Source organism: Paenibacillus sp. YYML68, from assembly GCF_027923405.1.
Classification (GTDB): Bacteria; Bacillota; Bacilli; order Paenibacillales; family NBRC-103111; genus Paenibacillus_G.
Map to the genome: position 1 here is coordinate 4606999 of NZ_BQYI01000001.1, position 22604 is coordinate 4629602.

The 22604-nt window shown below is 58.3% G+C and carries 17 protein-coding genes and 1 riboswitch; of the genes, 5 read left to right on the plus strand and 12 right to left on the minus strand.

All coding sequences use genetic code 11. The features are described 5' to 3' along the window. Window positions 1–6: 6 nt before the first annotated feature. The 4 genes from PAE68_RS20625 to PAE68_RS20640 form a co-directional block, all read right to left on the minus strand. The gene (locus PAE68_RS20625) at window positions 7–1080 is read right to left on the minus strand and encodes a molybdopterin-binding protein (RefSeq protein WP_281890098.1); all 1074 of its coding nucleotides are present in this window, start codon (window positions 1078–1080) and stop codon (window positions 7–9) included. After that, window positions 1070–1570 carry a MogA/MoaB family molybdenum cofactor biosynthesis protein gene (locus tag PAE68_RS20630; protein WP_281890099.1) on the minus strand — a complete coding sequence of 167 codons (501 nt, stop codon included), beginning with the start codon at window positions 1568–1570 and terminating at the stop codon, window positions 1070–1072. Before PAE68_RS20630 ends, PAE68_RS20625 begins: the two co-directional genes overlap by 11 nt. 156 nt (window positions 1571–1726) lie before the next feature. After that, entirely contained in the window at window positions 1727–2242 is a 516-nt protein-coding gene (gene moaC, locus PAE68_RS20635; protein ID WP_281890101.1) for a cyclic pyranopterin monophosphate synthase MoaC, read from the minus strand. After that, the gene (locus PAE68_RS20640) at window positions 2235–2870 is read right to left on the minus strand and encodes a 5-formyltetrahydrofolate cyclo-ligase (protein ID WP_281890103.1); all 636 of its coding nucleotides are present in this window, start codon (window positions 2868–2870) and stop codon (window positions 2235–2237) included. Before PAE68_RS20640 ends, moaC begins: the two co-directional genes overlap by 8 nt. Window positions 2871–3117: 247 nt before the next feature. Here PAE68_RS20640 and PAE68_RS20645 point away from each other — a divergent pair, with 247 nt between their 5' ends. Together PAE68_RS20645 and PAE68_RS20650 are read left to right on the plus strand one after the other, a co-directional pair. Next, entirely contained in the window at window positions 3118–5115 is a 1998-nt protein-coding gene (locus tag PAE68_RS20645) for an ABC-F family ATP-binding cassette domain-containing protein (RefSeq protein WP_281890105.1), read from the plus strand. Window positions 5116–5149: 34 nt separating this feature from the next. Then, complete coding sequence (locus PAE68_RS20650; protein ID WP_281890107.1) at window positions 5150–6346, plus strand: FAD-dependent monooxygenase; 1197 nt, start codon at window positions 5150–5152, stop codon at window positions 6344–6346. 846 nt (window positions 6347–7192) lie between these two features. Here PAE68_RS20650 and PAE68_RS20655 read toward each other — a convergent pair. Beyond that, entirely contained in the window at window positions 7193–8053 is an 861-nt protein-coding gene (locus PAE68_RS20655) for an AraC family transcriptional regulator (RefSeq protein ID WP_397379175.1), read from the minus strand. Between the two features lie 204 nt (window positions 8054–8257). Here PAE68_RS20655 and PAE68_RS20660 point away from each other — a divergent pair, with 204 nt between their 5' ends. Beyond that, window positions 8258–9319, plus strand: coding sequence for a DUF1835 domain-containing protein (locus tag PAE68_RS20660; RefSeq protein ID WP_281890112.1), 1062 nt, complete (start codon window positions 8258–8260; stop codon window positions 9317–9319). Between the two features lie 82 nt (window positions 9320–9401). Here the strand turns inward: PAE68_RS20660 and PAE68_RS20665 are convergent, their stop codons facing one another. After that, entirely contained in the window at window positions 9402–10811 is a 1410-nt protein-coding gene (locus PAE68_RS20665; RefSeq protein WP_281890114.1) for an NCS2 family permease, read from the minus strand. Window positions 10812–10919: 108 nt separating this feature from the next. Beyond that, window positions 10920–11020: riboswitch (purine riboswitch) on the minus strand. Window positions 11021–11345: 325 nt separating this feature from the next. Between PAE68_RS20665 and PAE68_RS20670 the strand changes: the two genes are divergently transcribed. Both PAE68_RS20670 and PAE68_RS20675 read left to right on the plus strand, forming a co-directional pair. After that, window positions 11346–11972, plus strand: coding sequence for a helix-turn-helix domain-containing protein (locus PAE68_RS20670; RefSeq protein WP_281890116.1), 627 nt, complete (start codon window positions 11346–11348; stop codon window positions 11970–11972). Next, on the plus strand, window positions 11959–12402 hold the full coding sequence (locus PAE68_RS20675) for a toxin-antitoxin system TumE family protein (protein WP_281890117.1): 444 nt from the start codon (window positions 11959–11961) through the stop codon (window positions 12400–12402). The genes PAE68_RS20670 and PAE68_RS20675 overlap by 14 nt, the downstream gene beginning before the upstream one ends. 63 nt (window positions 12403–12465) lie before the next feature. On the opposite strand, the gene guaA is transcribed toward PAE68_RS20675, so the two are convergent. The 6 genes from guaA to PAE68_RS20705 all read right to left on the minus strand — a co-directional run bounded on the left by guaA (window position 12466) and on the right by PAE68_RS20705 (window position 22364). Continuing rightward, window positions 12466–14004 (minus strand): glutamine-hydrolyzing GMP synthase, encoded by a 1539-nt coding sequence (guaA, locus tag PAE68_RS20680; protein WP_281890118.1) that lies wholly within the window; start codon window positions 14002–14004, stop codon window positions 12466–12468. A gap of 241 nt (window positions 14005–14245) precedes the next feature. Beyond that, window positions 14246–16726: a DUF4129 domain-containing transglutaminase family protein gene (locus tag PAE68_RS20685; RefSeq protein WP_281890120.1), complete on the minus strand. Its 2481-nt coding sequence runs from the start codon at window positions 16724–16726 to the stop codon at window positions 14246–14248. Further along, window positions 16716–18470 carry a DUF58 domain-containing protein gene (locus PAE68_RS20690; RefSeq protein ID WP_281890122.1) on the minus strand — a complete coding sequence of 585 codons (1755 nt, stop codon included), beginning with the start codon at window positions 18468–18470 and terminating at the stop codon, window positions 16716–16718. Before PAE68_RS20690 ends, PAE68_RS20685 begins: the two co-directional genes overlap by 11 nt. Before the next feature lie 11 nt (window positions 18471–18481). Beyond that, entirely contained in the window at window positions 18482–19456 is a 975-nt protein-coding gene (locus tag PAE68_RS20695) for an AAA family ATPase (protein WP_281890124.1), read from the minus strand. 105 nt (window positions 19457–19561) lie between these two features. Continuing rightward, on the minus strand, window positions 19562–21223 hold the full coding sequence (locus PAE68_RS20700) for a polysaccharide deacetylase family protein (protein ID WP_281890126.1): 1662 nt from the start codon (window positions 21221–21223) through the stop codon (window positions 19562–19564). Window positions 21224–21605: 382 nt separating this feature from the next. Beyond that, window positions 21606–22364, minus strand: coding sequence for an HAD family hydrolase (locus tag PAE68_RS20705; RefSeq protein ID WP_281890128.1), 759 nt, complete (start codon window positions 22362–22364; stop codon window positions 21606–21608). Window positions 22365–22604 lie beyond the last annotated feature (240 nt).

The following is a 22604-nucleotide window of genomic DNA, read 5'->3' on the forward strand; positions in this document are numbered from 1 at the left end:
CATCCTTCAGCAGCCTTGCAGACCGCCATAGCCTAGCTCCGTAATGTGCTGACGAGTAATACGCTCTCCAGCGCAAATGTAAGGCAGCAGCACATCAAACGAGGTATACGGATCATGCATCACGCACCCCGGCAGCCCCATAATCGGCACACCTTCCAGATAGCCGATCAGCAGCATCGAGCCCGGCAGCATCGGTGTGCCATAGCTGACGATATCGGTGCCCGCCTGCTTGATCGCGCCCGGCGTCCGATCGTCCGGGTCGACGGACATGCCTCCTGTGAGCAGAATCAAGTCTGCGCCCAGCTCGTAGCGGAACCGCCGAATGTCCTGTACGATCGTCTCGCTGTCATCCGGTGCGAGCCGCTGCTCGATCACCTCGGAGCCGAGCGCCGCGAGCTTCTCCTTCACGACCGGACCGAATTTGTCCGTGATGCGGCCCTTGAACACCTCGCTGCCGGTCGTAATGAGCCCGGCGCGCAGCGGCCGGAACGGCTTCACGGACACGACAGCACGGGACGCATGTGAAACCGTACCATCCCCAATGCCATCCGTCTTAACAGCTTCGTCCGAACCAACGCCCCCAGAGCGAGTCAATGCCAGACGCTCCGCCTCCGCCACTCGCGCCTCCTCGATCAAGAGAGGAATGACGCGCGTGCCCATCAGCGGTTGTCCGGGCTTCACGACCGTGCCGCTGCGAATCGTCGACATAATGATCTGGTCAAGCGCATTCACCGCATCCACTCGCGCTTTATCGATCAGAGCGAGCCCGTGAATGGCAGACTTCAGCGTAATCTTACCTTCATGCGGCTCCGTCCATTCTACATTAGCCCCTGCAGCAGCCCGGGCAAGACGTGCAGCCGCCTCGTCCTCGTGCAGGTAGCCCGGCTCGAGCCGAATCGTGTAGATGTGCTCCTTGCCGATGCTCAGCAGCGCCGGGATGTCCTCCTCACGGATGACATGTCCTTTTTTGAACAGCCGACCCTTGAATTGCCCCGGCACAATTTGCGTCAGATCGTGTCCAAGCACCATGCCGACCGCCTGCTCGACCGCGACCTCCTCCAGCATCGGGTTAAGCTTCATCGGAATGCTCCCCCTCACGGCCGCTCAGAATGCCGAGCGCATGAGGCAGCTGATCGATGATGGCGTACAGATTCTCGGACACACCCTTCGGACTGCCCGGCAAATTCACGATCAGCGACCTACCCCGTATACCGCACACCGCTCTGGAGAGCATCGCCCGTCTCGTCTTCTGCATCGAATACATGCGCATCGCCTCGGCAAGACCGGGCACCTGACGCTCAATGACCGCGAGCGTAGCCTCCGGCGTCACATCTCTAGGCGCAAGGCCCGTCCCACCTGTCGTTACGATCAGATCCGCCTTGAAGTAGTCGGTCATCTCGATCAGCGCCGCCATAATCTCATCCTGCTCATCCGGCACGATTCGGTACTCGATAATTTGGCCGTTCATCTCTTCCTCGATCAATTCACGAATGACCTGTGCACTCGTATCCTCGCGTTCCCCGCGGGAACCGCGATCGCTTGCTGTCAAGATCGCCACTTTCCAGCGCATGCTCCTGCTCCTCCCCGAAATGCTGCGTTCCAAACATTTCAAACGTTCCAAGCGTTTCAAGCCTCAAGTTCTCAAGCCTTACTAGCTTCAAGCATGTTCATCCAGCGCATAATGAGCCCCACAAGCAGCCACGCCCTCGATCACGCATCAGCTTCGCTACTCCTCTGCCAGCCGATAATCCCCGTTCTTCCCACCGGACTTGCTCACCAGCAGCGTAGGACCGATCACCATCGATTTCTCCGCCGCCTTACACATGTCGTACACGGTCAACGCCGCCGCCGATACGGCCGTCAGCGCCTCCATCTCGACGCCGGTCTTCCCCTTCGTCCGAACCGTCGCTTCAATATACAGCTCGTCCTGCCCGTTGTCGCTGAAGTCGACGTCCACCCCAGTTAGCGAGAGCGGATGGCACATCGGTATCCAGTCCGACGTCTTCTTCGCCGCCATAATCGCCGCGACCTGCGACACCGCCAGCACATCACCCTTGCCGATGCGCCCCTGCTTAATGAGCTGCAGCGTCTCCGGCTTCATCACGACCGTCGTTCGGGCCGTTGCCGTGCGGACCGTCTCCGACTTGTCAGAGATGTCCACCATCCTTGCCCGCCCCTGCTCGTCAAAATGCGTCAGCGGAGATCCTCCGCCTAACGCTCCACCTTCGTCACGCTCACTCACGACAGACTGCTCCCCCTTCCGTCAAGCATCTCTCCTCGGTCACCAGCTCATTGATCCGGAAATCGAACAAGCCCATCGGCACCTCGTCCACGAGCTGCTCCTCGAACGCTGCGGCAATAATGTACGGCTTCGGCAAGCCTGTCCGCACATATTGCTGCATGAAGCGGTCGTAGAAGCCGCCGCCGTAGCCAAGACGCCCCATCCTCAGGTCGAACGCCAGACCCGGCACGATCACGACATCAATTTGCCGAATATCGAACAGCTGCGGCGCCTTCGCCACCGGCTCCCGAATGCCCCAATTGCCACGCTCCAGATCGACATAAGACTTGATTTCATATAATTTCATCTGCTTGTAAGCAGGGATTACCTTCGGCACGACGACCCGCCACGGACGCTTCCAGCAAGCCTCCAGCACAGGCGTCACGTCCACCTCTGTCTTCACAGGCATGTATGTGAACAACGTCGGCTTCCGTCTAACGGTCGGATCAGGCTTCAGCAGCTTCTCCAGCCGCTTCAGCAGCTTCTCGCTGATGATCTCCGACTTGCGCAGGCGCTCCTCCTCGGTAATCGCAGAGCGAACCGCCTCGGCCTGTCGGCGCAGCTCGATTTTCTTCTCTTTAATATTCATGTAAACGGCCTCTTTTCACCAGTCGATGAAGTTACTCTAGCGCAGGGAACAAGTTCCGTTTTGCAAATAAACTCCCATTTTCAACAGTTTACAATAAATATGTGATAAAAAAAAGCGCAACACGAAGACGTACTCCTCTTGAAATCGAAAAAAATCGTCGATTATGCTAAACTTACAGCACAATCTTCATTTATATAGGTAATCTGTACAGCTATGACGCTGTACATGAGCGGGAGGTCATAGTGCTATGCTGCTACAAGTATCAGGCATATCCAAGAGCTACGGAGTCACATCTGTGCTTTCGAATATTACATTACAAATTGAAGCGCGCGAGCGAATCGGTCTCGTCGGCGTCAATGGCGCCGGGAAGTCGACACTGCTGCAAATTATTGCGGGAGAACTCTCGTACGACGAAGGCACGATCTACAAGTCGAAGGAGACGAAGATCGGATACTTGCGCCAGAACAGCGGGCTCCATTCCGATCGCTCGATCTGGGCCGAGCTGCTCAGCGTATTCACCTCCGTGCTGGAGACCGAGAGTGAGCTGCGAAGGCTCGAAGCCCTAATGTCGGACCCTGACGTGCTCGCTGATGACAAAAAAACGGAGGACACGATGCGGCGCTACGCGGAGCTGTCGGAACGGTTTCGCGCGGCGGGCGGCTATGAGGTCGAGGCGAAGGTACGCGGCATACTGAACGGCATGGGCTTCGGCCAGATGGACCCGGCAACGCCGGTGCAGGCGCTCAGCGGCGGGCAGAAGACGCGGCTCGCGCTCGCGAAGATGCTGCTCGAGGCGCCTGACCTGCTGCTGCTCGACGAGCCGACGAACCATCTCGACATCGCGACGCTCACGTGGCTTGAGCAATATCTGCGCTCATATCCGGGCGCGATCCTCGTCGTCTCGCATGACCGCTACTTCCTCGATGCGCTCGTTGACGCGATCTACGAGATCGAGCGGCACGCGTCCAAGCGGTATACCGGCAACTACTCGCGGTATGTGGAGCTGAAGCAGGCCGACTACGAATCACAGCTCAAGCACTACGAGAAGCAGCAGGAAGAGATATCTAAGATGGAGGAGTTCATTCAGCGTAACATCACGCGAGCCTCGACGACAAAGCGTGCCCAGAGCCGCCGCAAGGCGCTGGAGAAGATGGACCGCCTCGACAAGCCGCTCGGTGAGCTGAAGCGCGCAAGCTTCTCCTTCGAGGTGGAGGCGACGAGCGGCCGCGAGGTACTGGACGTTCGTGGCTTGTCCATTTCCTACGATGGGACGAAGCCGCTTGCCCGCAGCTTGACCTTCCAGCTTCGCCGCGGCGATACGGCCGCCCTGATCGGACCGAACGGCATCGGCAAGACGACGCTGCTGAAGACGCTGATCGGGCACCATCAGCCGGATACCGGCACGTACCTGTGGGGAGCGAATGTGCGGATCGGCTACTACGATCAGGAGCAGACCGGGCTCAATCCGATCCACTCCGTGCTGGAGGAGGTGTGGAATGCGTTCCCCCATCTGGAGGAAGCGCGCATCCGGACCGTGCTCGGCAGCTTCCTGTTCAGCGGCGAGGACGTGTTCAAGAAGATCTCCGCGCTCAGCGGTGGTGAAAAGGCAAGGGTCGCCCTCGCCAAGCTGATGCTGCAGAAGGCGAACGTCCTCATCCTGGACGAGCCGACGAACCATCTCGACCTATATTCCAAGGAAGTGCTGGAGTCCGCACTGATCGATTACGAGGGCACGCTACTGTTCATCTCGCACGACCGCTACTTCCTCAACAAGATGGCCGAGCGGATGCTGGAGATGTCCCAGCAGGGCATCACTGACTATCTGGGCAACTACGACGATTATATCGAGAAAAAAGCCGAGCTCGCCGAGATCGAGCAGCAACGGCTCGCCGACGAAGCCGCGAAGCGCGGAGGTGCAGCGGCAGGAGCAGGCGCGACTGGCGCTAAAGGCGCAGCTGGCGCCGCCAGTGGAGGCGCGCCAGCGGATAATGCAGCGCTTACTGGCGGAAGCTATGAAGCGAGCAAGCAGGCGAAGCGCGAGGAGCGCAGCCGTCAGCGCAAGCTCGAGCAGCTCGAGCAGCAGATTGCCGAGCTCGAGGACGAGATCGCCACGCTTGAGCAGGAGCTCGCGCTGCCTGAGGTGTACAACGACTACGTTCTCGTGCAGGAGAAGAATGAGCAGGTCGAGGCGAAGCGTTCGGCGCTTGCCGATTGCTACGAGCAGTGGGAGCAGCTAGCGGAATAAAGAGGCTAAGTGATTCAAGGAGGAGGCGGCTGCTATGCCTAAGTTTGTGATCGCAGGAGCCGGAATAGGCGGACTCGCCGCCGCCCTCGCGCTTCAGCAGCGCGGCTGGGAGGCCGTCGTCTACGAGCAGCAGCCCGAGCGCCGTGAAGCCGGAGCCGGCATCGTTCTAGCCGCCAATGCAATGAAGGCGCTAGAGGCGCTCGGAGCAGCCGAGGCTGTTCGGCGCGTCGGCTCCCCCGTGAAGCAAGGTATGATCCTCACCCCGAGCGGCAGAAGCATTACGCAGCTGCCGGTCGAGGCGCAAGCACTTCGATTCGGCTCCGAGAGCTGGATGATTCACCGCGCGCGTCTGCATGCGGCGCTTCATTCGCTGCTAATTCCAGGTACGGTTCAATACGGTAAGCGGCTGACGCGATTCCTGCAGACACCCGGCCGCGTCACTCTATATATAGAAGGAAGAGAACAGCCGATCATAGCTGACGCACTGATCGGCGCGGACGGCATTCATTCGCTCGTTCGCGAGACGCTGTTCGGCAGCTCACCGCTGCGGTATGCCGGATTCACCGCGCTGCGCGGCATATGCACGTACCCCGCAGCACGTCGAAGCTCCGAGCTTGCCGAAGGCTTCGAGATTTGGGGGCCTGGCGTCCGCTTCGGCGTCACCCCGATCGATAGAGACAACCTATTTTGGTTTCTCGCCATTAGTGGAGCAGAAGGACAACCGATCTCCAAGGGACAGCGCAAGCAAGCAGCCCTTCGTGAGGTCGAAGGTTGGCTGCCCGACGTAGCCAGCGTCATCCATGCGACCGACGAGGACGAGGTGCTCGTTCACGACATCTACGACCGGGATCCGCTTCACCGCTGGAGCGAATGCCGCATCACCTTGCTCGGCGATGCCGCGCATCCGATGCTGCCCAATCTCGGTCAAGGCGGAGCACAAGCGCTGGAGGACGCGCTCGTGCTGACGCATTGCCTCGATCGGCACGGCGCAGGGACACAGCCCACCGCAGCCTTTCGCGAATACGAGCGCATCCGCATCCCGCGCACCACGCGCATTGTTCATGCGTCACGACGCATGGGACGCCTCGTCCAGCTGAAGCACCCGCTTGCTATTGCCGTGCGCAACGCGGTGTTACGCACGGTGCCGTCGGAGCTCCAGCTTCGGCAGCTCGATTGGCTGATCGGGCATGATGTGCTCGACACGTTCGGACCTCCACAGCCGCAGCACTAGAAGTCGGACCGATCGCCTATAGCCATGCCGCGGAGCCATGCTCTTGGGCATGGCTTTTTGTATTGCCACATCGTATCCTCCGCTCACTTCTCCACATTTCCGCGCGTAAACGACTCGTTCAGCAACAAGGCAGCACCACTACCTTGAAGGATAGACCTTGACGCTCATCACGTGGATAACTTCTTGCTCCCCTGACCTCCATTTGTGTATAAACGTATAAACAGCAGCCTGCCTGTGGATAATAAAAATATGCATGTTATGCGCTCTAACCGAGCCTTTTGTCACCGTTTGTCCGCATATCGCTGCGCAATGTCGAACGTCCGCTGTTCATTGATCCGATCTTCGTCGTCCTGACAAATCGCGCATCAATTCGACGATACCGTATTTCGGCAAAAAATGAATCATCCACAGGCCTAAAGTCCTTGTACAAGGCCGTGGATAACAGTTTGCTCACCGCGAAAAATGCAGGCGTGGCCTTCGTTTAGCACTGTTGAGGCTTCACTGACTTGTTGTGCATAAGCCGAGTACGCCCTCTCAATATCCACAATGTTATCCCCAGAGAAAATTGTCGCTTCCCTTAGAAAAATCGGCATCTACAAGGCCATCCACAAAGTTATGCACATTATCCACAGATCAGCTGTGAAAAAGTTATTCGACCGCCGGTCGAACAACTACTCTTGCAAAATGGCTCAACGGCGCGGTTTACGAGCGTTATCCACATTATACACAGAGGCTGTGGACAACTATGTCCACAGCCTCTTGAGTAGCGCAGCATGCGCTTGTATCTGATGTTCACCCTTCACGCAAGCACCGCAGCAGCACTTCGTAACCATTAAGAGCTTCGGGTTATTTTTTCACAATCGGAATCCATACCTCACAGCGGTAATCGTCGGCCCTCGCATCTCCTGGCGGGTACAGCTCGAAATCCGGTCCCTCGGCATGCTCATAGCCCGTCGTAGGGAACCACTCCTGGAAGACGCGTCTCCACAGCTCCTGGATCGCTCCAGGCATCGGACCGACGGACGTGAATACAGCCCATGTCGCTGCTGGAATCTGGATCAGATCGAATTCACTGTCTGACGCTGCTGTATCCGTCTCGACCGCAATCGCATACTTGAAGCCTTCGCCATCCGGCTTCATATCGTAGCAGATTCCGAGTGTATCCCCGGATTTCCCTGCGGCTACAAGGCTCCCGACCGTCCCATCCGCAAGACTATCTTGCCAGAACTTCGGGATCGCCCTCGAATTCTCGCCATCCACAGATGAAGTTTGAATCGATTTCCCTATGACGGTAAAAGCCTCTCTTTGCACAATACGGTAGTCCATTTCCTTGTCTCCCTTCAGTGATAGGTGGAACGAAATGCGAGGGAAGGCCTTCAGCTGAACGCCGGCATGACGCGCCTCCGAAGGGGATATGCCGTGCAGCTTGCGGAACGCCTTGGAGAAGGACTCCGGCGAATCGTAGCCGTACTTCAGCGCGACATCAATCACCTTCGGACCGGACAACGCGAGCTCCTGCGCCGCCAAGGTCAGCCGTCGTTTACGCACATACTCCGCGACAGTCATCCCCGTCAGCATATAAAACATACGCTGAAAGTGATACGTCGAGGAGTGCGCCGCTCTCGCAAGCTCCGCGACATCTAGCGGCTCCTCCATCCTCGCTTCCATCAAGTCGAGCGCCGACATCATCCGGTTCAGCCATTCCATTCGCATAAGCTCCTCTCATCAAATATCGTATCACTGTAAGGCTATACGAGCCTGTCATTGTGTGCGCTCTTGTGACAGGTCTGACTTGTATGAACGAGCACCGTTATGGTAAAGTCTACAGCTTGTGTATACTGCAGTCTACCTAGTATCATCAAGGATCGCATGGTATAATGGGAATAAATGTAATTACCGAGGTGAAGCGCTATGCATGCAGACGATCTACTTGCCATTAAAGGCATGGTCGAGCAGCTGAACGAGGAGGAGCAGAAAGCCTACCTGAGCTTCGTTCTGACGAAGGTGAAGCAGCTGAAGACCGAGCAGACGGAAGACGCGCTAACCGGCCTCATCGAGCTGTACGACATGCTGGAGAAGCTGCCCACTCGGAGAGCATGGTGGGATCCTGTTCCCTCCTGCACCCATGTCCATATCGTAACGGGAGACTCATTCGCAGGCGGGATGAAGCAAGCGCTTCAATCGCTCGACTGGACCCATACCCATAAGGTCATCACGCTCCGCGACCATTACGAGCTCGGTCCGCTCTCCGGCCTCGATTCACCGGAAGGACGTCAGGAGCGGAGCCGCTGGTTCCTGGACCATTATGCCGAGGAATACGGGACTCCTCCTGAGCTCGAAGGCTGGCATCAGGAGCTGCTGGACAAGCTGAAGCGTATCCCGAAGGAGGCAGAGGTGGTGCTGTGGACGTGCGGCAATGCGCAGGAGCAGCTCGGTATGCGGCATGCACTGTACTTGCTCAGCAGCTATAGCCAAGAATCCAGCGTATCCATCCACGACGCGTGCGCGATGTGCGAGGAGCTGTTCAACCGTAGGGACGCCTTTATCCATTACAGGCATTCCGGCGAGATTCCTCCCGACAAGCTGCAGGGGGCCCTTGTACAGGTCGTGGACAGCAACAGCAAGCCTAAGCAGAGCGCCGCTTCCATAGAGCAGCTCGTACAGGAGTGGCAGGAGCTAAGGCGACAAGGCGGCACATTGCGCATCTGGCAGCAGGATGCGATCGTCGAGGTCGACGCCGACTATTATGACGACTACGTGCTAACGAAGCTCGACGACCTGAGGCCGCCCGGCGATGACCGTTTCCTGATGGCAGCCCGTCTGATCGGCGAGGTCATGGGGCATAGCGAGCAGCCGATCCCCGTTGATTACCTCGAATACCGGCTTCGAGAGATGATCTACAGCGGCGCCCTGGAGGTGAGGGGCGTCCCTGCTGGCATGAGAAGGTTCCGTGTTCGCCGCAAGTCCCGATGAGCCGCACTTTTTGCTCCGATTATGCAAAAAAACTCCGCCAACCACGAACGGTCGACGGAGCCTGAAGCTGCCAAGCAGCCTGCTACTCGGTAATAAAGATGTATCGCAGCACAATGAGCACCGCCAGCACCCACATGAGTGGATGCACCTTGTACTTACCCTTCTCCTTCATGTTCGCCACCGCGGCGAGCACGACGTAGCTGACGATACCGAACGAAATACCGTTCGCAATGTTGTACGTGAACGGCATCATCGCCACCGTGAAGAACGCCGGAATGCCGTATACGAGGTCCTGGAAGTCGATCTCGCGAACGGACTGCATCATCAGCACGCCGACGACGATCAGCGCCGCCGCAGTTGCCGGACCTGGAATAAGCGCAACGACTGGCGCGAGGAACAGCGCCAGCAGGAAGCAGACGCCCGTCGTGACTGCCGTCAGACCCGTACGTCCACCCTCCGCAATACCTGCGGAGCTCTCGATGTAGGCCGTCACGGTGCTCGTTCCGACGAGCGCACCGCCGCTGACACCGATCGCGTCGACCATCATCGCCTTGCCGACCTTCTTGTTGCCCTCTTCCTTGTTCTTCATGATGCCTGTCCGGTTCGCCGTACCGACGAGCGTGCCGAACGTATCGAACAGCTCTACGAACGTGAACGTCAGAATGACCGTAATGATGCCCGCATTCAGAATGCCGGCGAAGTCGAAGTGCGCGAACGCAAGCTTGCTCAGATCCGGCACCCAGCTCGTCTGCTCACTGCCGAGCGAAGCCAGATTCACAACAGGCGTACCGTCCGGGTTGCTCATGAACAGGCCGGCAACGGTCGTCAGCAGAATGCCGAACAGAATCGCGCCGCGCACCTTCAGCACCATGAACACGGTGATGAACAGCAGACCGAGCAAGCACAGCTGCACGTTCACATTGTGCATACTGCCCATATGGAAGATCGTCTCGAACGACAGCAGATCCGTGTACTTGCCCTTCGGCACGTCGCTGATCGTCTCTACGGATACGGTCAGGAGGCCGCTATTTTTCAAGCCAATAATAGTAATGAACAAGCCGATACCGACCGTAATCGCATGCTTCAGACTGTCCGGCACCGCGACGAGCAGCGTCTGACGCACCCGGGTCACCGTCAGCAGGACGAAGATCAGACCGGAGATGAAGACAGCGGTCAGTGCCATCTGGTATGTGAAGCTGCCGCCAGAGGCGAGTATCACTGTTGCGAAGTACGCGTTCAGTCCCATACCGGGAGCGAGCGCTACTGGAAAATTAACGAACAAGCCCATCATAATCGTGATTACACCCGCGGCGATCGCCGTCGCGAGGAACACCGCCGTCCAGTCCATCCCGGTTGCCCCCGAGCCGAAGGCGCTGAGAATGTTCGGGTTGACCGCCAATATGTACGCCATCGTCATGAACGTCGTAATACCGGCCATGATCTCCGTGCGGACAGTCGTCCCATGCTCCTTTAATTTAAACAAACGATCCATTCCTCCAAAATCCCCCTCTTAACGAAGTTTGTTTCGGAACAAACACGAAAACCCGGCAACCTGATCGGTCCGGGCTTACAAGAAAAAGCGTTCCGCGCCCAAGGCGAGAAACGATGCATTCTTGTTCGTAGCCAGATCATTTACGGTGACCTCGTAGAAACTCCCGAGCCGATTCCCGGGATTATACGAAACGTTTATTCCATGCTATTGTCTAGTTCATTCTAGTTCCGATTCTTCCAAGTGTCAATAAAAAATACACACAATTCGACAACGTTTGCGGTTGATTGTTCGGGAATTGTGCGCTATGTAAGGCTGTGAAAATCTGTGCGGGAAGCTGTGTGGAACATCCATTCTTAGGTAGTATGTGGCTGGGGTGGGGGGATTATTCTTGGTGGACTAGGGACATCGGTGGGATGAGGGAATGTGTTCAGTTATGTTAGGGAACTACTGAACATAATATAGTTTAAGTATGGGTTTAACTTCGGTTGAAGTTTCAGTTTAACTTTGCTACAATGGGGGCAAGAGGTGATGTTCATGTCTACCAAGCAAGAACGTGAGCTTGTTGTCGAGAAGACCGAGCAGGTGCTGGATCGTACAATTCGGCAAACGGACCCTGAATTTTACCAAGCCCTTCGTAATATGCTTCACGATTATATTGTTGTAACGAACCCGCGCAAGCAAGCCCCTCAGCGTAACGATCTTCAGGCCATCATTCGTGTGATGGCAGAGGCGTTGAATCAAGCGCAGCCTGTGCGAACGTATTCCACTGGTGAACTGGCACGCCTATTCGGTGTGTCTGTTCAAGCGATTCATAAGTGGATTGACGAAGGACGGTTTCTCGGATATACGCGTGAAGGCAAGAATCGACATAACCGTATACCTGAGACGATCGCCTTTGCTATGCGCACCGGGGAATTCATACCGCTCCAAGAAGTCGTCCAGATGTACGAACGACAACAGCAGGAGCAGCAGATAGACCCAAGCTACACCGACCATCGTGATGCTGTGTTGGATGAAATCTCGCGATTGATGAAGAAGCATGGCGGCACATATGAGATGACGTTAAGTACGAAGCCAGATCGTACCGCCGAAGAGGAACGCGATGCTTCCATCTGGCTTGCGCTGCTCGATGAGCTGTGGGAAATGAATGAAGCGAAGTAATCATGACCTGTATGGAACGAATTTCGAGTTCCTCAAGCGATCCTTCCCAGACCTCATTGAATCTATTGAGGATGGATTCTTCGGTGAAGAGCCGAGTAAAGGAGCATTCTCCCGCAAGACGATCAAGTTCGTTGACGGCACTTATATGACTGTGTTCGAACTCATCGATGCCAGAACAGGCAGGAAGAAAAAATATCAATATGATTGGGAATACAAGCGCGGCCACATGTGGAAGTGGCACAATGAGCCCCATGAGCAAAGGAAGCAGCAGACGGTGACCGAGCCCGATCATATGCATCATAAGCCTGCCGGGGTAACGGAGGAGCGTCGATATCCAAACTTTGGTCATCATGATCTATACACCATTATGGAGACTATTCATATGCATATGGAGATAGCTAAGGTGAAGCAGGAGGGCACGTCGGGTTGAAGATATGTTTAACAATTGCATTTAAAAAGGACTCCTTGTATAGGAGTCCTTTCTGTTATATTCCTATTCCCACTCAATCGTCGCCGGTGGCTTGGACGTAATGTCGTACACGATCCGGTTGACGTTGTCGACTTCGTTGACGATACGCACGGAGATCTTCTCCAGCACGTCCCACGGGATACGCGCCCAGTCGGCGGTCATGCCGTCGATGGACGTGACGGCGCGGATGCCGACGGTGTACGAGTACGTACGCGCGTCGCCCATGACGCCGACGCTCTTCATGTTCGGCAGCGCCGTGAAGTATTGCCAGATCTCGCGGTCGAGGCCAGCCTTCGCGATCTCGTCACGCAGGATTGCATCGGACTCGCGCACGATCGTCAGCTTCTCCTCCGTTACTTCGCCGAGCACGCGGATCGCAAGACCCGGACCTGGGAACGGCTGACGCCATACGATAGCCGCTGGCAAGCCGCACTCCTCGCCTACCTTGCGCACCTCGTCCTTGAACAGCGCCTTCAGCGGCTCGACGAGCTTGAACTTCATATCCTCCGGCAGACCGCCGACGTTATGGTGCGACTTGATCGTCTGCGCCGTCGCCGTGCCGCTCTCGACGATGTCGGTGTAGAGCGTGCCTTGGGCGAGGAAGGCGAAGTCGTCGAACTTGGCGGACTCCTCCTCGAAGACGCGGACGAACTCGTTGCCGATAATTTTACGCTTCTGCTCTGGATCGTCGACGCCCTGCAGCTTGCCGAGGAAGCGGTCGCGTGCATCAATCTTAACAACCTTCATATCGAACTTGCCGACGAACGTCTCCATAACGCTCTCCGCCTCGTCCTTACGCAGCAGGCCGTGGTCGATGAACATACATGTCAGCTGGTCGCCGATCGCGCGGTGAATGAGCATCGCCACAACAGACGAATCGACGCCGCCGCTCAGTGCGCACAGCACCTTCTGGTCGCCGACTTCTTCGCGAATTTCGCGAACGGTGTCCTCGATGAACGTCGTCATGCTCCAGTTGCCCTCGCAGCCGCACACGTTATAGAGGAAGTTACGGATCATCTCATTGCCATACACAGAGTGACGCACCTCTGGATGGAACTGCACCGCGAACATCCGCTTCTCCGGGTGGCTCATCGCCGCAACAGGCGCATGCTCCGTGCTCGCATCAACGACGAAGCCCTCTGGCGTCTCCACGACGAGGTCGCTGTGGCTCATCCATACCGTCTGACGCTTCTCGAGGCCGTGCACCAGACTACAGCTGTCCGCGAAGTCGACCTCTGCCTTGCCATACTCGCGCTTCGAGGCGCGTTCGACCTTGCCCTGAAGCTGGTGCGCCATCATTTGCATACCGTAGCAGATGCCGAAGATCGGCACCCCAAGCTCGTACACGCCTGGATCTACGAGCGGCGAGCTCTCGCCATATACGCTGGCTGGGCCGCCCGAGAAGATGATGCCCTTCGGCTGGAGCGCTTTAATTTTTTCAACAGATGTGTTGTACGGCAGCAGCTCACTGTATACGCCAAGATCGCGGATACGACGTGCGATTAGCTGGTTGTATTGCCCGCCGAAGTCGAGCACGACAATAATTTCATTCGGCTTGTCCATGGTTGTTTCGATCCCCCTGCATAGTGCGTTCGTTTTTTCAATGACACCTATTATAGACCTCTGTCTGCTAAAGGGCAATGCCCAATGCGGAAGATGTCGGAATAGGAGGAAATCTCCCCTGTCCCCCTCACGGAAAAAGCGAAAAGGACGCAAGGAATGATGCCATTCCGTACGTCCAAGGGTCGAGTCAGGCGGGTGGCCGAGCGTTAGCCGTCACATCGCTCATGGTGGAGGGTAGAACTCAGCTGCTGCGACTCGCCGCACGGAGCGCCTGCCAGGCATCGCGGAGGGCGTCAATCGTCACGCCGCGCTCCTCGTACGGATCACCGTAGCGCTGCGCCTCCAGCAGCAGGGCGACCTTCGTCAGCGCAATGCGATGCGACTCGCTGCGGCACTCGATGGCGCTCGCGTACTCCCGCAGCGTCTGGTTCGGCGCAGCCGGGCCGTACGTGCGCTGCAGACGGCGCCACAGACGATCGCCGTGGCGGTGCGCTGTCAGTCGGCGCAGACCATTCAAGAGACCGCCGCCAGACAGCATGAGCTGGCTCCACCAGGAAGGAGCCTCGCTCTCGGTCGGTCTGCTTGTTCCTGCCCCCTGCAGCTCGTACATGCGAGCCTTCGCAAGCAGCAGCGCGAACAGCGAGACGAGCACGAGCAGCAGGACGCCCAGTACGGCAAATACGAGGACGCGCCTCGCGTACAGCAGCTCCTTCAGCTCTTGCCAATTTTGCGGCATGGCGCTCCAGAGTTCAGCGACTGCAGACGATGCCGAGCGCGAGACCCGCTCTGCGAGCCGCTGCGCCTCATGCAGCGCCGATGCAATGCGGAACGGCTGATCAGCTTCGGTGGCGGAGGCTCGAGCAGCTGGAGCCGTCGATGCGGCTGTCACCGCAGCCTCCGAGGAGCTGCCCGCTGCGCCTGAGAACCCCGGCGTCGGCTCGAACGGCACCCAGCCGATCCCCGCGATGTACGCCTCGACCCAAGAGTGAGCGTCGAGCTGCCGCACCTGCACCTGGTACACCGTGCGTCCGTCTACCTGCTCGCTCGTCACCACTTCGCCGGGCGCGAAGCCTTTGACCCAGCGGGCGGGCACTCCCGCCGAGCGCAGCAGCACCGTCATCGTGGTGGAGAAATGGTCGCAGTAGCCGCTTTGTTGCTCGAATAGGAATCGGTCTACGAGGTCTTCACCGCTGCGGACGGCTCGCGTATCCTTCGTGCTGTACGTATAGCTCTCGCGCAGGTAGCGCTCGATCGCAGTCGCCTTCTCATACGGAGAAGAAGCGTGCGCCGTAATCCGATCGGCCAGCTGCTGCGTACGCGTCGTCACCGTGTCTGGAAGCTGTACATACTTGCTCTGAATAGACGCCGGGACGTCTGCTCTTGAAGCCCATTGTAGCGCGAGACGTTCGCGGTCGGTCATGACCTGTGCCTGAATGCGGTACCGCTGCAGCGGCTCGCTCAGCGCAGGCAGCGAGTAGCGGTCCGAGGCCGGATGCTTCCATACCCAGTTGTCTGGAATGTCGCGGCCCTGCTGCGTCTGCATCACCTCGATCCGAACCAGCTCACCGCCAGTGAACAGCATGCGACCAAGCGCTGGGTCGGCCACGATCACATCTTGTGTCACGAGTGAGAAGCCCGGCTTCGACTGCACAGCCGATGAAGCGGCAGGCAGACTTGCACGCTGCAGCTCGATCTCCGGCTCGGTCCAGCCTTGACCGGTGTAGACACTCTTGGACTCGCCGCGCCAATACGCCACTTCATCGGTCACCGCGGTAAAAGCGATCCGTCCATCCGCCTCCAGCGGCTGACCGAGCGCCCGGTCGTCCGAGCCGTAGCCGGTACGCGCCGAGCCCGACATCGACCAGCCGGACTGCTCGACATGCTGCCATAGCCTCGCTGCACGCGCCCAATCCGGCTGCTCCGCACCGTGCGGCTGCCAGAAGGAAGCGGCTAGCCCTGCAGCAGCGCCAAGGCCAATCGTCAACAGACCGGACAGCCAGATGTGGCGAGGCCGCGGGCTACCAGTAGACTCGAGAGCAGATGGCTCATCGTCCGATGGGAGAGCTTCGGCCTCATCCTGCCACCGTCTCAGCCTCTCCGGCTGCAGCGCGAGCTGAAGCAGGAGACCGATGATCGTGGACCTTGCGACAGCGCCGAGCGCATCGAGGCCGAACGCCATTTGCAGGAAAATCGGGAACGACACCGTCAGCGCGATCAGCCAGTGCATCGAGCGACGGTCGAGAACGAGCGACTGCACGACCGAGATGAAGAACGCCCAGCCGATCGTGAACAGGAGCGTCCGGGTCGAAGGCTCCCATGCCGCCAAGTTCCCCTGCAGCCCCTCCAGCACATCACGCTGCAGCTGCTGTCCCCAGCGCCCCCAGCCTGCTGCAGACGGCAACGCTTGTCCATGATGAAGCCAGACGGTGAAGAAGATTGACCATACGATCTTCACGGGCCACGTCAGCCACGGACTGAGGCGGAACGCATCGAGCAGCACGAAGAGCGAGAACGTCGCAACGAATGGCCATAAGAAATGTAGCTCCGTAATTTCCGCCAGCCTGCTGAGCGGGTACAGCCACTCCAGCAGCAACAGAAGCAGCAGCGCACTGAGCAGCAGATCCTCACCTCTGCGCAGTCGGTGGCCTTGTCCGGCACCCGTAATGCGGGCAGCTGCGGCGTGAGAATGTGGCGTCTGTATGTTGTTCGCGTTAGAGGCCATGACGCTCACCTCCTCGTGCGGGTGGGGTGTGGTGAGCGCGTGGATCGGCGCCGTGCGCAGGCGATGTATCGGACCAGATGTTGGCCCAGCCTGTAGGTGAGCCACTTGCTGCCTCATCGTTGTCGCGTAAGGGAGGGACATCGGACTGGCTCCTGTCCACGCGTACAGGTGTGGCGCTTGCCCCTAATCCGGCACTGCGCATAGACGTGACGTCGGACGGCATCGCGGCGCCGTGCGCAGTCGAGGCGAACGGTGCCGAAGCTGTTGCCGTGGCATGCGCAGGCGGGGCGGCGGCTGGCCTTCCGCCGCCGTGACGGGCTGCGGCGATCGCCGCAGCCGCTGAGACAGCGGGCTCTGCCGCTGTCGAAGTGACCTTGCAGCCGAGCGCCTCCAGCTCGCGCTGCCAAGCCGTTGCCGCCGCCGCTGCCCCGGCGCGGCTCCAAGGCCCGTGCACGTACACCACGTGCACGGCACCTCGCGGCAGCCGCCGAATCGCGGCGCCGAGCGCTTGGTCCGCCCGCGCCGTCACCACCGTGACGGCGCTGCCGCGGGCTTCGCGCAGCGCCAGCTCCGCCAGTGCCTCGGGGCGACAGTCGCCCCGAGGCACAGCTGCGAGCGCCGCCAGCAGCTCGCGCACGGCTGTGCGGCCGTGCGCCTCCACCGCGTGGCCGTCGCTTGCGGCCACGCGCACCCGCGCGCCCTGCGCCAGCGCGCGCAGCGCAAGCCCCGCCGCGGCCTCCACCGCAGCCGCCAGCGCAGGGTCCGCCCACCGGGCGGCCCCTGCGCTGGCGCCGCCTCCGGCCGCGTCCAGCACGATGAGCTGCCGGCCTTCGGCCCGCGGCAGCTCCAGCTCCTTCGCGCGCAGCTCGCCCGTGCGCGCACTGCTGCGCCAATGGATCCGGCGAAGCGGATCCCCTGGCGCATAAGGCCGCGTGCCGGCAAGCTCCGGCACGCCATCCTGCGCGGGCGGGCGCATCCCCCGCCGCGGCATCTGCTCGGCAGCGTGCAGCACCGCCGCCGCTGGCCCGATGCGGGGCAGCACGCACAGCTGCTGCCCATCCATCCCGCTGCGCCGCGTCACGCGCAGCAGCCCGAAGGCATCGCCGGCCGACACGAGCCGCTCGGCCGGCACATACGTGCCGCGGACGAGTCCACTTAGTCGTCCGCTCAGCACCGCGCTTCCGTCGAAGCCGACCGCGCCGTACGCGCGAAGCGTAACGACGTCCCCGCTTCCCACATGCACCCAATGCTCCTCAAGACGCACCCAGACACCGAAGGGAAGCTGCGTTTTTAGAACATACGTTCTATACAAGGACTGATCGTACACATGTAACGCGTCTGCCGCCGAAGCGAAGCCGAGCCCATCAGGCATAGCAGCCTCCGACGCCCCGCGCTCACCTCCAGCCGCTTCCTTCCGATCCGCAGCAGAGGCTAGCCGTCGCAGCCCGTCACGACGACCATACGCGCTTCGATGATGGCGCAATCGACCTTGACGCTGCAGACGTCCGCGAACGGCAAGCGGTACAGCACGCTCCAGAGACTGCTCCCCGGTCACACTATCCACCACACCGTGCGATTGTACCCATGACCATCGCCCATAGCGGAACGCCAGCCAGACCCAGATCCCGTACACAAGCAAGGCCATCAACAATCCGAGCAAATACGACGCCGCCCGTCCGCCCATCGTCCACGCCCACACTCCGCTAAGCGAAGCGAATACAACCAGCATTGCAATAGCGCCCATAAGTCACCCCGCTAGCCAGCCGCATGACGGCGCACGGGAACCGGCATCGCAGCTACAATCGACGACACGATCGACTCAGCCCCGCGTCCGCCCATCATCGCAGACGGCTGCAGCAGCAGCCGATGAGCGAGCACTGGCACGCACAGCGACTTCACATCGTCGGGGATCACATAGCCGCGGCCGCAGCGGAACGCCTCAGCCTGAGCCGCCCGCATGAGCGCGATCGACGCGCGCGGACTTGCCCCTAGCACGACATCCGCATGCTGTCTCGTCGATGTCGTCAGCTGCACAATATATTGCTTGATCGTCTCGTCCACATGCACCGCCCGCGCCTCCTTCTGGAGACGGGCGAATTCCTCCTGCAGCACAACGGCGCGAATGTGCGACAGCGGCGACTCCTGCTCCATCCGGCCGAGCATCTCGACCTCCTCACGCGGCTCCGGGTAGCCGAGCCTCAGCTTCAGCAAGAACCGATCGAGCTGTGCCTCCGGCAATGTGTAGGTGCCCTCGAAGTCGATCGGATTTTGCGTAGCGAGTATAAAAAACGGCTCAGGCAGCGCATACGTCTCCCCGTCCACCGTCACCCGCTTCTCCTCCATCGCCTCCAGCAGCGCCGCCTGCGTCCGTGCCGACGTCCGGTTCAGCTCATCAGCAAGCACAATGGACGAGAACAGCGGCCCTCGACGAAATTCGAACTCCATCGTCCGCTGGTTGTACACCGACACCCCGCTCAAATCAGACGGCAGCAAATCCGGCGTACATTGAATGCGCTTGAAGCCGCAGTCGATCGTGCGCGACAGGGCGCGGATGAGCATCGTTTTGCCGACGCCCGGAACGTCCTCCAGCAACACATGACCGCCCGCCAATAGAGCGACCAGCAGCTTCTCGATGATCGGCCGCTTGCCGACCATCACCTTTTCCACCTGAAACACAATACGCTCGAGCGTCGCTTGGTACGAATCTGACAAGGATGAGGATGATGCCATATAAGAACCTCCTAATATTCGGCTAATAGCCCGATTCATAGATTCGCAGTCTGTATGCAGTCTGTGTACATGCTATAAATCCAGTATCGCCGAGATTAAGAGATTTTAGACTTCAGGCACAGGAAGATACCCTGCTAGTATCATAGGCACGCTAGGGACGAGCATTCCCATTCGTTGCGGCCTTCCCGCTTGAACAACGGCAGCACGCTCCGAGGCGGCTTCATAGGCCAGCACCTTCACACCGAGCTGCTGCAGCGCAGCACGCATCGGCACGTACAGACTCCCATCCCGCAGCTCCAGCTCGGGCAGCGAGGTCACCTGCATCGATCGGTAGATGTCGGTCATCCCGATGCGCACCTGCTCATAGCTGCGTAGCTGGAGGCGCGAGAGATCATATTCCGCCCGGTGCGTGCCGTATTCGATCGCTGCCGTACGCGACGATTCCGACCACTCTACCTTAGCACCCAGCGCCTCCGCAAGCGCGCGCAGCGGAACGATCAGCCGGTGCTCGCGCAGCAGCAGCTCAGACGCCTCCAGCTCGGTAAGTCGATTGCCAATCCGCAGCATCACCTGCTGAAGCCGAATCGTATCCATAGCTGTAACCGTCGAAAAAGCCGAATCCTCCGTGACTGCCCCTGCGGCTTCTTCAGCAGCACCACCCGAGCCTGTAAATCCAGCTGATACCGCTAATCCAGCTAATCCAGCCGAATCCACGGGTCCACCTGACTGAACGGCTCCAGCCGATCCAGCCGTTGCCCTCGCGCCGCCCTCAAGTACATCGCCGTCGGCCGACTTCAGCCTTCCAGCTAACCCCTCTGCAGCTCGTCCCTTATCTAATGGCGCTGCTTCCTTCAAGCGTGCGGCCAAGTGCTCCCTCATGTCTTCTGTCGTCGTCTTGAACGTCTCCAGCGTCGTATGTCTAGGCCATCTCGACGACTTGACGACCGAGAACCGATCTGGCTTCACCTGCTCATCCATTGCAGCGAACGTGTAGCCTTGATCCCGGAACGTCCGGATGATGTCCGGCAGCGCCTTCAGCGTCTCCCCATGCCCCGCTCCATCATGCATCAGCACGTTGACCTCATGGCGAAAAGGACCCTTCTGCACGTTCGCCACAATTTCCGCCGCCGGCACCCCGACCCGCCTCGAATCCCCACTGTCGATCGACCAGTCATACACGTGATAGCCCGCTTCCTGCAAATAATAGAAGTAGTAATGGTCGAAATTCGAGAACGTCCCGCCCGGCGCCCTCGCAATGGATGTCCGCACACCAGCCGTGCGCAGCAGCACCTCCTCGGTCCGCTTCAGCTGGCTCCAATAGCCCTCGAAGCTCGAATACAGCTCTTTATACGAATGATTATATGAATGATTGCCGACCGCGTGGCCTTCCTTCACGATTCGCTTCAGCACCTCGGGCCTTGCCTCCACCTGTGCGCCTACAACGAAGAACGTAGCCGGAACACCGTGCTCCTTCAGCACGTCCAGCACCTTCGGCGTCAGCTCGCTCGGCCCATCGTCGAACGTCAAGTATACAGTCGGCTTCTCCGGTGTCCGATACGACCTCTCCGTCTCCACCCGCTTCCCTGCAGACAAGGCCGCGTACGCCTCCTGCAGCGCCTGCTCCCCATGCCCAGCCTCTGTAGTAGACTTCGCTTCAGCACCCCCGCTACCTGACCCCCATCCAACTAGAGCCATTACCATCACCATCGCTACCACTACCACTCTACTGAACATGCTGCTGAATCGTGCCGGCCATCCACGCTTCATTCGCAATCCCTCCATACATTCTACGAGACTTGGTTTAATAGAATATATGGGCTCCATCTATGGAATAGACCTCCCCTGAAATAACAGATTCCGAGTCCTCTCGGATCTGTTATGGCAAGCCTCGAATTTGGCGCAGACAAATTGAGGGCAGCTCTTCCCCCTGGAATAACAGATCCGAGGTCTCTCGGAATTGTTCACATTAAATAGAAAAAGACGCCTACCCAAGGTAGACGCCGCCCACACCTAGCAGCAGCCAGAAATAATAGATTTCTTCGTTCAAGGAATAGCCAAATATCGGGCCGAATCATAACCCGAACGTGATGATCGAGCGACGTTGTAAATTTCGCTCTGCATCATTCAGTTCCTGACAGTCTCTTATCATCTATTCGATCTCAACCAAAGACTCAATAAGATAATCACATTCCTTCTCCAGCATCTCTCTCGAGCCTTCGTGGGTGACGACACCAATGGCAATGCTGCCTGCTGCTTTGGCCATCCGCATATCGACGATAGAATCGCCGACCACAGCGAACTCATGGGGCTGTATCTGAAGCCTCCTGCATGCTTCCAAAGTCATCTCGGGATCGGGCTTCCCTTTAGTCACCGCTTCTGGAGTAATGATGAAATCCAGCAATTCCTCTATTCCTAATAAATCGACACACGCCTTTGTCCGAAGCGCATGGTCAGAGGTCACAATACATGTACGGATATTTCGCGTTGTCAAGCGATGAAATATTTCTGGCACGCCTTCTTTTCTGAGAAAAGCTTTCTCCAGCTGCATATGCCGATCAGCTTCTTTAAAAATGGATTCCGCCAATGTTCTGCATTGAAACCACGGATAACGCTTAAGCAAGTAAATCAACCCTGCAATTATTATGATTTCCTCTTGCAGTGTCGCTACAGCAAGTACCCCTTGATAATCGATCTTACCCGGCTGATCAGTCCCCATCGCTTGATTCCAAAGATGACCATGCTCTTCACCAACGATTCGAACGAAGTTTTCCTTGCGCATTTCATCCACATAATCCCAGAAAGCCTCAGCATGAAACAAGGTTCCATCTTTATCAAAGCCGATGGCCTTCACAGGAATGAATTCGCCAGCAATTGTAATTCCTCTATGGTTTGTCTCAGCACGCGTCACTTGTTAATCCCCCTCTTCCATGGATGGACAATGGCGCTCCAGTACAGGTCTGGTCACATTCGAATCCTTCGTCTTTTGACCAACGCCTATATTAATTTTATACCACATCCAAGATTTGGTGTACATGTAATTTTTACACTGAAGTTGTTGTTGACAACACTAAAAAGCAGATGCTAGTATTTTGTTAGTGCCAAAATTGGAAGGAGGTGTATTATATTGAAAATTATTGATTCAGCCTGC